This is a genomic window from Neisseria iguanae, assembly GCF_003013245.1.
Classification (GTDB): domain Bacteria; phylum Pseudomonadota; class Gammaproteobacteria; order Burkholderiales; family Neisseriaceae; genus Neisseria; species Neisseria iguanae.
This window is the reverse complement of the sequence record NZ_PXYY01000076.1, coordinates 1-12,740: the sequence shown is the minus strand read 5'-3', so window position 1 is coordinate 12,740 and position 12,740 is coordinate 1. Positions and strand designations below refer to the sequence as shown.

11 protein-coding genes and 3 pseudogenes are annotated in these 12,740 nt (G+C 49.2%); 6 read left to right on the top strand and 8 right to left on the bottom strand.

Annotation, left to right across the window (positions count from 1 at the left end):
- Window positions 1-91: 91 nt before the first annotated feature.
- A pseudogene (locus C7N83_RS10470) lies at window positions 92-782 on the top strand (transposase); the annotation flags it as partial.
- 20 nt (window positions 783-802) lie between these two features.
- Here C7N83_RS10470 and C7N83_RS14285 read toward each other — a convergent pair.
- On the bottom strand, window positions 803-1,135 hold the full coding sequence (locus C7N83_RS14285; protein WP_146135138.1) for a hypothetical protein: 333 nt from the start codon (window positions 1,133-1,135) through the stop codon (window positions 803-805).
- A 457-nt stretch (window positions 1,136-1,592) separates the two neighbouring features.
- Between C7N83_RS14285 and C7N83_RS10455 the strand changes: the two genes are divergently transcribed.
- Together C7N83_RS10455 and C7N83_RS10450 are read left to right on the top strand one after the other, a co-directional pair.
- The gene (locus C7N83_RS10455) at window positions 1,593-2,384 is read left to right on the top strand and encodes a formate/nitrite transporter family protein (protein WP_106742522.1); all 792 of its coding nucleotides are present in this window, start codon (window positions 1,593-1,595) and stop codon (window positions 2,382-2,384) included.
- A 274-nt stretch (window positions 2,385-2,658) separates the two neighbouring features.
- A pseudogene (locus C7N83_RS10450) lies at window positions 2,659-3,325 on the top strand (hypothetical protein); the annotation flags it as partial.
- A 145-nt stretch (window positions 3,326-3,470) separates the two neighbouring features.
- Here C7N83_RS10450 and C7N83_RS10445 read toward each other — a convergent pair.
- From C7N83_RS10445 to C7N83_RS10430, 4 genes and pseudogenes are all read right to left on the bottom strand, one after another.
- Window positions 3,471-4,406, bottom strand: a complete 936-nt coding sequence (locus C7N83_RS10445; protein ID WP_106742520.1) for an L-lactate dehydrogenase — start codon at window positions 4,404-4,406, stop codon at window positions 3,471-3,473.
- Between the two features lie 201 nt (window positions 4,407-4,607).
- Window positions 4,608-5,216: pseudogene (locus tag C7N83_RS10440) on the bottom strand (IS1595 family transposase).
- Window positions 5,217-5,375: 159 nt separating this feature from the next.
- On the bottom strand, window positions 5,376-5,900 hold the full coding sequence (locus tag C7N83_RS10435) for a thioredoxin family protein (protein WP_106742519.1): 525 nt from the start codon (window positions 5,898-5,900) through the stop codon (window positions 5,376-5,378).
- Between the two features lie 185 nt (window positions 5,901-6,085).
- Complete coding sequence (locus C7N83_RS10430; protein WP_106742517.1) at window positions 6,086-7,495, bottom strand: leucyl aminopeptidase; 1,410 nt, start codon at window positions 7,493-7,495, stop codon at window positions 6,086-6,088.
- A gap of 381 nt (window positions 7,496-7,876) precedes the next feature.
- On the opposite strand from C7N83_RS10430, the gene lptF reads away from it, so the two are divergent.
- Together lptF and lptG are read left to right on the top strand one after the other, a co-directional pair.
- A complete protein-coding gene (lptF, locus tag C7N83_RS10425) occupies window positions 7,877-8,992 on the top strand; it encodes an LPS export ABC transporter permease LptF (protein ID WP_106742515.1) in 1,116 nt (371 codons plus the stop codon).
- Complete coding sequence (gene lptG, locus C7N83_RS10420) at window positions 8,989-10,059, top strand: LPS export ABC transporter permease LptG (RefSeq protein ID WP_106742514.1); 1,071 nt, start codon at window positions 8,989-8,991, stop codon at window positions 10,057-10,059. Before lptF ends, lptG begins: the two co-directional genes overlap by 4 nt.
- A 71-nt stretch (window positions 10,060-10,130) precedes the next feature.
- Here the strand turns inward: lptG and C7N83_RS14885 are convergent, their stop codons facing one another.
- The 3 genes from C7N83_RS14885 to C7N83_RS10410 form a co-directional block, all read right to left on the bottom strand.
- Entirely contained in the window at window positions 10,131-10,298 is a 168-nt protein-coding gene (locus C7N83_RS14885; RefSeq protein WP_170064894.1) for a hypothetical protein, read from the bottom strand.
- Between the two features lie 75 nt (window positions 10,299-10,373).
- Window positions 10,374-10,901, bottom strand: a complete 528-nt coding sequence (gene recX / locus C7N83_RS10415) for a recombination regulator RecX (RefSeq protein WP_106742512.1) — start codon at window positions 10,899-10,901, stop codon at window positions 10,374-10,376.
- A gap of 17 nt (window positions 10,902-10,918) precedes the next feature.
- Complete coding sequence (locus C7N83_RS10410; protein ID WP_106742528.1) at window positions 10,919-11,632, bottom strand: phosphoglycolate phosphatase; 714 nt, start codon at window positions 11,630-11,632, stop codon at window positions 10,919-10,921.
- 522 nt (window positions 11,633-12,154) lie between these two features.
- Between C7N83_RS10410 and C7N83_RS10405 the strand changes: the two genes are divergently transcribed.
- Window positions 12,155-12,490: a transposase gene (locus C7N83_RS10405; RefSeq protein ID WP_106742510.1), complete on the top strand. Its 336-nt coding sequence runs from the start codon at window positions 12,155-12,157 to the stop codon at window positions 12,488-12,490.
- Window positions 12,491-12,740: the final 250 nt, after the last annotated feature.

Sequence of the window (12,740 nt, the reverse complement as noted above, 5' to 3'; positions counted from 1 at the left end):
TTTACAAAGATCCCGGGGCGTCTGAAAAAATACTTGGCCCTGCCCCTATGGTAAGGTTTATATTTACTGTCATCTGACATCCAATGAGTGAAAGATACGCCAATGGCGGCAACGCCCGTTGGATGCGCTATATCCCTTCATCCGGCCCGATGCCGTCCACTGTACCGGTCTTTACCTGTCCGAAAGCGAAGGCGCGCGTTATTGGTTGGAAGTATTGGCCGGCCTGAACAACCGCGGCATCAAAGACATTCTAACAGCCTGCGCAAACGGTTTGGCCGGTTTTGACGAAGCCGTTCGCAGTATCTTTCCGCAAACCGGAGTACAATTGTGCGTCACCCGCCAAATCCGCAACAGTTTGCGCTGTGTCGCCAGCAAAGGCCAAAAGGCTGAAACCCAATATACCGCGAAGCGGCGGAAGCGGCTTTGGACGGACCGGAAGAGGAATGGAGCGGAAATACCCGAAAGTGATACAGTCATGGCGCAGCAAACGGCCGCTCCTGTCTGCCTGTTTCCGCTGCCCCGGAACCGTACGCAAACCGATTTATACGACCAATGCGGCAGAGGCGGTACACCGCCAGTTTCGGAAGCTGGCCAAAACCCAAGGCGCATTCCCCAATGAAACCGGCCTGCTGAAGCTTTTATATGGCGGTATCGGTAAGGCTTCGGGGAAATGGGCGATGCCGATTGCAAACCGGGGGCAGACGCTCCTGCAGTTGGCGGTTTGTTTTGACAGCCGGACGGCATTATCCGGTTGTAGAATTCAAGCTGACACAGGATTTTGAACGACCTCTTTAATTTAGTTTTATTCTTTTTTGTAATAGTGGTCATAACGATACCCTTTCTCTCTCATGCATTTGCTAAATGCCCTTGTCTTTTCATCCCCATAAGCAGAGTGATTGTATTTCCTACGTATTGGTTCAAAAATATTTCCATTTTTATCCGGTATCCCTGCTGCATCTTCACCTAGACAATATTTTATGTCTATCATACGTTGTTCAGGAGATACATCCTTGATGTAAGAATCAACATTAGAAAGCCAATCTGCCGTGCATGGTATAACACGAAAAGGACTCCAACATACTCCGCAGGCACTTAATAACAAAGCGGCCAAAAAATATAAAATTACATTTTTCATGATTACCTCATCTGAATGATGGCTTGAAATATATCGGAAGAAATTATATCCGAAATAGCAAATGGTGCTGCTACCGGAATAGCAACAACGGTAATAACTTCGGCGGCTATATCAGCTATCTTTCCGTTATCGCGTGTGGCATTTCCTTTATCACCATAAACCCCCTATATTCTGACTACCGAGAAAATTATGCGTGTCGGCAAACCCTTCCACTATAGTATCTTGTCAGTCTCCAGCGGTATAATTCTCCAGCATTGAACAGGGTTTGGCTTGGAAACTACCGGTTGCACCATATAATTTTCCTGCATCTTTATTCAAATTCGGATTAATAGCGTCTGCCAAAGTAGATAGAGTTATGCTTTTTTCAGTTGTGCCGCAATACACCCTTGAGTTATATCAAGCATGGCAGCTTCCCACCACCGTAAAATAACGTTTGTATTCTATACGGACAAAAAACATGAGTGATTTATACCCGCATGAAATTCTGCGCGCCACCACCGATAAGGGCGTAGTAAAAGGCAACGGCGATGCGCTTCAGTTGAGCGTATTGGGCTTTTTGGGCGGCGCGTTTATCTCCATCGGCTATTTGGCTTACATCCGCGTGGTCGGCGGTATGCCGGAAGAAATGGGCAGCTTGGCTACCCTACTCGGCGCTGCTGTCTTCCCCATCGGCCTGATTTGTATTTTGCTCGGCGGTGCGGAACTGATTACCAGCAATATGATGGTATTGCCGGTGGCTGTAATGATGAAGAAAATCACAGCCGGAAAATGGCTGCGCAACTGGTTGATGGTATCACTGGCAAATCTGCTCGGTGCATTTTTCGTGGCTTGGTTTTTCGGCCATTTTTTGGGTTTGACTGAAGGCCATTATCTGCATGAAACCATCGCCGTGGCGCAAACCAAAGTATCGGCAGATTTTGCGCATGCTTTCGTTTCCGGCATCGGCTGCAACTGGATGGTGGCGATGGGCGCATGGCTGTGCTACGGCGCGCATACTTACGGCGGCAAGATCTTGGCTATTTGGTTTCCGATTATGATTTTCGTGTTAATCGGTTTCCAACACGTTGTCGCCAATATGTTTGTCATTCCCGCAGCGATTTGGGGCGGTGCCGATATTTCTTGGATGCAGTTTATGCACAATATGGTTTCGGTTTATTTGGGTAATGCGGTCGGCGGCTCAGTATTCGTCGGCATGCTTTATGTATTAGCGTACCGTAAACAAGCAGAAACAGCCGATTCTGCGCATTAATTAATCAATAACATCAGCGTGTTAGAAAAAACCGAGTTGCCGACACTTGTTATGCGGAACCGTTTTTGTCTTTTACCGGAACAATTGTTTTGGAATGTACAAGTATGCTCAGGAAGCGTTCGGCTTTGTCGTGCCATCCGGCATTTTTGGCAACATGCAAAAATTCCCAAACGGGTATTCAGGCAAAACAAAAAAGGTAAACAACGCCAGCTTTTCTTATATCCCTCAACCTACTGAGTAATAAAAGTTTTGGGGCTAAAGCAGATTAGCAGTTATGTCAGACGGCAAAAATAAAGATAACCATTGCAAATTAACAAAGAATACCCAAAGAAAACTTCTCCGGTTTTTCGTACCGTCAGCCACCGCCCGTGCAGCCGCTGATATTCTGGGTACCCAACCCGGTTGGGCTATGTTGTCCTACCGCAAAACCCGCCAAGCGGCTGCCTGTCATTTGGCGCAGGAAGCTGGTGGGGTTTTCAGAGGCCTTACCGGGCCGGACGGGGGTTGTTTTGCCGGTCGGCGTAAGGGCAAGCGCGGAAGCGCGGCAGCAGGAAAAGCGGCGGTATCCGGCATCTTAAAGCGGCAGGGAAAGGTCGGTACCGCCGTTGCGGGGGATAACGGACAGGATGCCTTATTTCCGGTTATCAAACAGCAAACAACACCTGACGGCATTGTTTATACCGGTAGTGACAGGGGCTGTGGCGTGCTTGATGCGGGGCAGGTTCGCGCGTCGCCGCTCAACCGTTCACAGCCTTTTGCAGACCGTCAAAACCCTATCGGCGACATTGGAAATTGTTGGGACCGGGCGAAGTGCGTCTTGCGCAAATACAAGGAGGATTGAGCGTAAACCTTTCCCGCTGTTCTTGAAAGAATGCGGGTTCCGCTTTGACTTCGGCGCACCGTCCGGGCAGCTTAAAATGTTGCGGCAATGGTGTGGTGTTTGGGTTAATCTATGTCAGCCCCAAAGAAACAGATCAAAGCGTTCTTGCTGTCAGAGTTTGCGATGTTTGTTTATATGTGAAAATAAAAAGCGCTTCCGTAGAAGCGCTTCTCATCAAGAAATGAAATATTGGTTTTAAGTGTTTTTTATACCAATAGTTTTCCGTTTTCCAACAAACCTTTTTGCGAGGTACGTAGGATTTCGGCGCTGCGTTCGAGCTTGCTTTTTTCTTCTTTGCTTAGCGATGGGGTGATGGTGTGTAAGATGCCGTCGCGGCCGACGACATTGGGCAATGCCAAGCTGACACCGAAATCACTTGCCCCGCTGACGGTCATGACCGCGCGGCTGTCTTTTAACACGGCTTCAACGATTTTTGCCACCGCTGCGCCGATGCCGTAATACGTGGCTTGTTTGCCGGCGATGATGGTTGCTGCCGCACCACGGACTTTTTCTTCCACACGGGCAGCATCTTGCGCCGTCCAAGTTTTGCCAATCGTGGCAAGATATTGCGCGAACGACAGCCCAGCTACTTGCGCATATTGCCAGCATAAAACGGAAGAATCGCCGTGTTCACCGAGCACGTTGGCATGGATATAACGCGGACTAATGCCGCTTTCCCGCCCCAGCAAATCGCGAAAACGTGCGGTATCAAGCACAGTTCCCGTGCCGAGTACGCGTTGCGGATTTGGGTGCAAGGCGCGGGTCACGTCGGTCATGATGTCCACCGGATTGGTGGCGACCACCACCACGGCGTCTGCGGCTACCGCGCAAAGTCTTGGTAAAACATCTTGGAAAATCGAAGCGTTGCGAGAAAGTAATGCCAAGCGTGATTCCCCTGGTTTTTGGTTGACCCCGGCGGCAATCACCACTACTTGCGAGCCGGCAATATCTTGATAATCGCCGCTGTGTACCCGCACGCCGTTGGCGACCGCCGCACCGTGGGAAATATCCGCCGCTTCTGCGCGGGCGCGCTCGGGATTGGCATCGACCAAGAGCAGGTCGCTACATACCCCTTGTAAAGCGATTGCAAATGCCGAACTTGCGCCGACAAATCCGGTTCCAATGACGCTGACTTTTGCCATATATCCTCCGTTTTACATATTGTGGCATCCGGCAACACGGATGCATTACCGCCGATGCCTATGGCTTGAGATTGTTTGCCTACAGTGTGGAATTTTACTCCTCTGCACGCCGGCTTGCATCCTGTTTATCTCGAGAGAAGGTTTGTGAAATTTTCTTAAAAATATATTTATATTTAAATATAAGGAGCTTAGGAAGCAAATCTAATCCAACGGCATATATCGTGACATTTCCAACAAAATTACATACAGGTCATCATGTCTGTGATTAAAGCGGAATCCCGTTTCTTCCAGGTGCCAATAAAACGTCCGTCCGGATATGCCGTTAAATTCAACCGGCCTGTTTTTTTTTTTGCATAACCCCAATATGCCGAACCCCTCCGGCAAACCCGTTATCTGCGTGACGGACACGGAAGTGTTTTTCACAGCCCATATCAACCAGAACCACGCCGGCCACCGGTATTGGTAACGCCTTTGATAGGGAGATGACCCCGGATAACCTTTTGCAGTGTGGCTTTTGAAGCACCGGGACGCTTCAATATGCCCAATACGGTGGTTTTTCCACCGGCTCCCCAAGCCTGTTTGCCACGGATGCGTCTGGCACCGGAATTCTGAAAACGGGGTTTGCTTCCCACATTCGTCAGCAATACGGTGCCGCAGTTTGGGGAACGGGTTGTTGGCACTTCGGACACTGGCTGCCGTTAATCCGGCTGTGTCGGAAGCAGTCAAATCTAAGGCAGAAAGGCGTAATATTTGCCGGAATTTCTGCCCGGAAAGTTTACCGGACTTTGGGTACTTGTTTTTAATATAGATATCAGAAGCTTACCATAAAGTTTTATGATTTTGCTTCCTAAGCCCTTTTTTAATTGATTTTTGTTGTTGATAACAGAGTGATCTTATCAGGATTAAATCAAAAAAAGGCTGTCTGAAAGATTTTCAGACGGCCTTTTGATTTATCAGGCGTTTTAATTGTCAGCGCAAATGGTTTGTATCAAACCATTTTTCCAAATCTTCGGCATTCAATTTGCCGCCGTTGTCTTCCAAATCCAATTTATTCAATTGACGGCCTGAGCCATAGGCAGCCAATATGGGCGTGCCGTTCAAACCATATTGCTGTTTGAATGCATCCCAAGCGGCTTTATCCTGATGAAGCCGATGCACGTTCACAAAATAGATTTTATCGTGCAGATGGTATCGGTTGATGTAACGTTTGAACATCGGCTCGAACGCATTGCAATCGCCACAACTCGGCCGACCGATATAGGCATAGAATTTTTCACCTTTGGCCACTTTGGCTTTGAAATTCTCTACCGTCAAGCTGTTGAGTTCAAAATAAATATCGGAATACGTATCTTCCAACCGTTTGGTATTGGCTGCGGAAAGCTTCACCGCTGTTTGCGCTTCGGACAATTCATTCTTCAATTTATCCAGCTTTTGATGGTGGCTGCACGCGCCCAATAGCAACATGGCGGCAAGCGTATAAATAGCGGTTTTCATGGCGGACTCCTCATTGGAATGGTGGATATCTTATCAAAGCCAGTATAAACCCGTCAGCCGGCAGAAGCTTGAAATTTTGATGAGCGTTTGATAAAAAACAACGCGTGCCTTTCTTTTCTCATAAAAGGCCGTCTGAAAACCAGGTGTTCAGACGGCCTTGTGATGGATTAAATCGAAAATCCGGTTTATTTGATATTGCGCAAGTAGTTCAGCAGCAAAGGCACAGGGCGGCCGGTGGCGCCTTTTTCGTTGCCGGATTTCCATGCTGTCCCCGCGATGTCGAGATGCGCCCATGGGTAATCTTCGGTGAAATGTGACAGGAAGGTGGCGGCAGTAATCGTGCCGGCTCCCGGTGTACCGATGTTGGGCAGGTCGGCAAAGTTGGATTTAAGCTGCTCTTTGTAAGTGTCAAACAGTGGCAGCTGCCATGCTTTGTCGTTGATTTCTTTAGACGAAGCCAGCAGGTTGTCGACCAACTCTTGATTGTTGCCCATTACGCCGCTGACATCATGACCCAAGGCGATGATGCAGGCGCCGGTAAGGGTGGCGACATCAATCACGGCTTTCGGCTTGAATTGTTCGGCGTAGGTGAGCGCGTCGCACAAAATCAGACGGCCTTCGGCATCCGTATTCAGCACTTCGATGCTCAAGCCTTTCATGCTGGTGACGATGTCGCCCGGTTTGGTAGCCATGCCGGACGGCATGTTTTCGCAAGTTGGCACAACCGCAATCAGGTTAATCTGCAATTGCAGCTTCACGGCTGCGCAGAAGGTGCCGATCACGGCGGCCGCGCCGCACATGTCGAATTTCATTTCGTCCATGTTTAAGCCCGGTTTCAGTGAGATGCCGCCAGTATCAAACGTGATGCCTTTGCCGACCAATACGATGGGTGCGGCTTCTTTATCTGCCGCACCGAAGTAAGAGAGTTCGACCAAATAAGGGTCTTGCACGCTGCCTTTGGCGACTGCCCAAAACGAACCCATATTGCTTTTGATATAGTCTTTGTCGATGATTTTGGCGTCTGCGCCCAATCGTTCTGCCTTGGATTTGGCGGTAGTGGCCAAAAATTCCGGGGTGCATTCGTTCGGTGCGGCATTGCCCAAATCGCGGCACAGGCTTTGGCCGAACACTTGCGCGTCAGCAAATTTCAACGCGGCTCCTACTTCAGCGGTGTGGCCGGTATGGAATATAGTGTGGATCAGCTTGGCTGGTTTGGCTTCTTTTTTGTAGCGGTCGAAACGGTAGGCGGCATTACCGAAGGCAACGGCGAAGGCTTCGGATACGCGCGGGGCGTTGATTTCGCAAAACGGCATGATGTCGACGCTGACTTCAACGTGATTTTGCGCCCATTTGGCAGCTTCGGCAGCGGCTTTGTCAAAAGTGGCGCGTTCTAAGTCTTTTAGGTAAGCTACGGCTACGGCTTGCAAACCGTCGGCAGATGGAGTTTTGGTTTCGGCAAAAAATTGGCCTTCTTCCAGCGAGCGGAACAGGGCAATGGCGGTGTCGTTGTTGAGCTGGGCTTCTTCCGTACAAATAAATAACGCTGCGTCTGCCTGATTCGGCTGCAATTTTTCGGCTTTTGTGCTAAATTCCACGTTTATTCTCCTGATTGAATGTGGGTGTTCGGATGTTTCAGACGGCCTTGTGCCGTGCGGGAAAGATGAAATGATTGTACTCCATCATCGGGCCGTCTGTAACCTTATTTCATGATACCAGTTGATACCGGCGCTGCACGTTTATTACGCTGCTTTTCTGACGGACCGAGATCTTTGCGAAATCCCCGGATTTTGAGTGCGCTTCAAAGCGGCCGCATCGCAGAACGCGCAGGCTTATCATTGAAGGATAGGCAAGCGTTTGGAAAGCACAATGCGAAAGGATATTCCGAAGATGGGTATTTTTCAGGGGCCTCCGCCTGTGAAGAAGGTTAAGGAGGCCTGCCAACCGGCTTTTGCCGCTCAGCTTCAAACAGCAATGATATGATTTATCAAAGAAATTTTATTAAAGAATTGTCCTTTACGGCGGTCGGCATTTTTCTGGTGCTGCTGGCGGTATTGGTGTCGACGCAGGCGATTAACCTGTTGGGGCGTGCCGCCGATGGGCGGGTGGCGATTGATGCCGTGCTGGCTTTGGTCGGTTTCTGGGTCATCGGCATGACGCCGCTTTTGCTGGTGTTGACGGCATTTATCAGCACGCTGACGGTGTTGACCCGCTATTGGCGCGACAGCGAAATGTCGGTATGGCTCTCCAGCGGTTTGGCTTTGAAGCAATGGATTAAACCGGTGATGCAGTTTGCCGTGCCGTTTGCGGTATTGGTTGCTGTCATGCAGCTTTGGGTGTTGCCGTGGGCGGAGCTGCGCAGTCGCGAATATGCCGAAATTTTGAAGCAGAAACAAGAACTTTCATTGGTAAAGGCAGGAGAATTCAATGCTTTGGGCAAACGCAACAACCGTGTGTATTTTGTCGAAACCTTCGATACCGATTCAGGTGTGATGAAAAACCTGTTTTTACGCGAGCAGGACGAAAAAGGCAATGACAACATCGTGTTCGCCAAAGAAGGCAATTTTACGCTGACCCCCAACAAACGCACGTTGGAATTGCGCAACGGCTACCGTTACAGCGGCATGCCAGGGCATGCCGATTACAATCAGGTTTCGTTTGAAAAATTGAGCCTGATTATCAGCACTACGCCGAAAATTGTCGATCCTGTTTCCCACCGCCGCACCATTGCGACCGCGCAATTAATCGGCAGCGACAATCCTAAGCACCAAGCCGAACTGATGTGGCGTGTGTCTTTACCGATTAGTGTGCTGCTGTTGGCCATGTCGGCCGTGCCGTTGTCGTATTTCAATCCGCGTACCGGCCATACCTATAATATTCTGATTGCCATCGGTTTGTTCTTGATTTATCAAAACGGCCTGACTTTCTTACGCAATGCGGTGGAAGACGGCAAAATCCATTTCTTGGCCGGTTTGATCCCGATGCATGTGTTGATGTTTGTTATTTCTGTGGTGCTGCTGCGTGTGCGTACTATGCCGGCGCAGCCATTTTGGCAGGCCGTGGCGAAAAGTTTGGGTTTGAAAGGCGGAAAATGAATCTGATTTCACGTTATATTATCCGCCAAATGGCTGTGATGGCCTTGTATGCTTTACTGGCGTTTTTGGTTTTATACAGCTTTTTTGAAGTGATGGACGAAGTCGGCAATCTTGGCAAAGGCGGTTACGGCGGCGTGAAAATGGCGCAATATGTGCTGATGCAGATGCCCGCGCGCGCATATGAACTGATGCCGTTGGCGGTATTGATCGGCGGCTTGATTTCCTTGAGCCAACTGGCTTCCGGCAGTGAATTGACGGTGATGAAAGCCAGTGGTTTGAACATCAAAAAACTGTTGTTGATTTTGGCAAAGTTCGGCTTGATTTTTGCCTTGGCCACAGTGGCCTTAGGCGAATGGGTTGCGCCGAAGCTCAGCCAACGCGCGGAAAACCTGAAAACCGCCGCCATCAACGGTAAGCTGACCGCCGGCAATACAGGGTTGTGGCTGAAAGAGAAAAACAACATCATCAACGTGCGCGAAATGCTGCCCGACAAAACCTTACTCGGTGTAAAAGTCTGGCAACATAATGAGCAATACGAATTGGTTCAGGTGGTCGAGGCTGAAGCGGCCGTGTTGAATACGGACGGCAGTTGGCAGCTGAAAAACGTGCGCCACAGCATGATTTACAATGACCACATTGAAGTCAAAACCGAAGCCGAACAACGTTGGGAAACCGCGATAAACAGCAAATTGATGGATGTGTTGCTGGTTGATCCCGACCAGATGTCGGTGTCCGAACTTACCACTTACATCGCGCATTTGAAGGACAACCATCAGCAAACACAAGCCTATTCGATTGCTTGGTGGCGTAAGGTGATGTATCCGATTGCTGCATTGGTAATGGTTTTGGTCGCCTACGCATTTACGCCGCAAACCACGCGCCACGGTAATATAGGTTTGAAACTCTTCGGCGGTATTTGCTTGGGCTTGGCGTTTCACTTTGCGGGCCGCTTGTTCGGTTTCACCAGCCAGCTTTACGGCGTGCCGCCGTTTTTAGCCGGTACGCTGCCGACGGTTATTTTTGCCATTGGGGCGGTTTACCTGATTGGCAAACACGAAAAACGCTGAATTTAAGTAACAAGACAAGGCCGTCTGAAACAGATTATTTGTTTCAGACGGCCTTGTGATTTGACAAGCTGCTAGCCCAACCAAAATTCAAACACAAAATACAAAACTAAAATCACCACAATCGCCCACACGATGCTCATGAAGATAACTACGGCGCGGCCGGCTCTGTACACAGGGTGGTTGCGTTCGTCTTTTAAAGAGGGTTTGTATGTGACAGGGGAAGGGTTTTTATCGGTCATTATGAAAACTCATGCTCTTTGATATTCACGGACTGAAGCGTACGCTGTTTGGCGGAAAGATTCAAGTGAAATGCATCAATCAAATTTGTTATCTTCCGTCCAACCGTTTTTTAAGGCCGTCTGAATCGTGGCCATGTCGAAACCGCGGTAAGCCAGAAAACGCATTTGCTTTCGTTTCTCTTTCAAATCGCGGCCCGGCTGCTTGAATTTTTTGCGCAAAACATAAATCGCGGTTTGCAGTTCGCTTTCTTTGTCTGGCATAAATTCGCGGCTGACTCCGGCATCAATGCCTTGCTGCGCCAAAGCCTGTTGCAAGCGTAATTTGCCGTGTTGGCGACTTTTGCTGTGGATGTAGGCTTCGGCGTAACGTTCGTCCGACTGCCAATTGCGTTCGGCAAATTCGTCCAATAATTTTTCTAACTCCTCTTCGTTTTCGGCATAGGGCGCGAGTTTCCGTTTGAGGCCGACACGGCTGATTTCTTGGCGCGACAGAATATCCATCGCCCGCGTACGCAGTGGTTTTTGCGGGTTGACCGGGCGTTTGGATTCGCTTTCAGGCGTGCCGCCGAAGTAGATGAAGTCGTTGCTTTCGGATTCGTGCATTTCAGGCGGCCTTCGGTTTATTCGTCTTCTTTGATTTTTTGCGGGTGCAGGTTTTCATAGATTTCGGGCAGCGAACCAATCAGCCAATCCGGCTTGGTTGCTTTGTCTTGCGACAACAAGGTCATGTCGCCGTAGCCGAATGTTACGCCCACGCTGAAGCAACCCGCGGCTTTGGCGGCAAGGATGTCGTTGTGCGAATCGCCGATCATCATCATGTTGGCAATGTCGATGCCCAATACTTCGGCGCAATGTTGCAGCGGTAGCGGGCTGGGTTTTTTTTCGGCCAAGCTGTCTCCGCCGAGAATCAGGCTGAAATTATCGGCAATGCCCAATTGTTTCAATAATTCAACAGCTAAGATTTCGGTTTTGTTGGTGATGACGGCCAAGGGAATGCCCAAGGTTTTCAAGAGTCCCAAACCGGTTTCGGTTTCGGGATAGAGGCAGGTGGAGTCGCTTAAGTGTTCCCGGTAGTATTGTATGTAGAACACGAAACCTTTTTCCCAAATGTCGGGCGCGGCATCGGTTTCGCGTTCGCGTGTGATGACGCGGTGCACCAAACGGCCGATACCGTCGCCGATGTAGCTTTCAATTTCAGCATTGAGCAGCGTATCCATGCCCAAGTAGGCGCGCATGGCGTTGCCGGCGGCAATCAAATCGGGCGCGGAATGGCATAGGGTGCCGTCCAAATCAAAGGCAACGGCTTGAACGTGTTCGATGGTCGGTGTCGTCATCAGTTTCTCCAAAATTAAGTCCGGTGAAGTCATTTTACCTGAAATAGGCCGTCTGAAAAGGGCATATCATTCATTACAAGCAGATTGGAAGCAGGGCCTTTTGCAGAATTCCTATCTTTTAGGCATATTTCTTCGTGCCACGCTTCTCGAATGCTTGTTTACTTCATGATATGTCTGTTCGTTCTGCAATGCTAAGGCTTCCTGACAATGACTTGTCATCTAAACAGAGACGGCAAGAGAAAAGCAGATAATGCTGCCAAACAAAGAATTACTTATCTGCTATGCCTCGGACAGGAATACCGGTCAAAGCGGTTGCCTATTTTGCTGGATTCAGGTGTCGTCTGTAACAAGAAAAATCTGCATTTGACGGCAGGGGTATGCGCTATCGGATGAGGGCAGGCATGACTTGGGAAGATGTTTTCTCTTCCTTTGGCCAGCCTGACTCCTTACTCCGCACTTGTTACAGATGGGCGGAAAAGGTGTTTTTATCACTAATCCGGTACCTTATCAAAATGTTCTGATATAGAATGGCCGTTTATCGATGGCAGCCATATTAAAGTCCATCAGTATGCAAGGGCTGGGGTTGGAAAGGAAGCTGCGGTTGGTCACAGCCGTGGCAGTAACACCGCCAAGATTCATTTGGCTGTTGCCGGTAGTAATCCTGTTGCTTTTAAGATAACACGGGAAACAGTAAACGATATTACGGCGGCACCGGAATTATTGGATGATGAGCTTGATTTGTCATCAACCGGAATGCTGGGTGCAGATAAAGGCGGTGATTCGGATGCATTCAGACAGTTGATTGCCGGTAAGGGTGTCAGGCAGAAGATTCCTTACAAAAAGATAGGGGATGTTTGAATGTGTCAATGGGCCGGTACATTTATAAAATCAGGCACTTGGTTTCAAATACCTTTGAAAAATTAAAACACTATCGTGGTATTGTGGACCGATATGACGGTTTGGAAAACACCATGAAAGCGCCGTTACCTCGGTATGTCTCAATCCAACCAACGTATTCCGGCCTTGCTGCTGGAAGGCGGCTTGGAAAAATACATCAGTTTCACGTTTAACAAAGCGGATACACGCTTTATGGTATGCGGCAATCCGG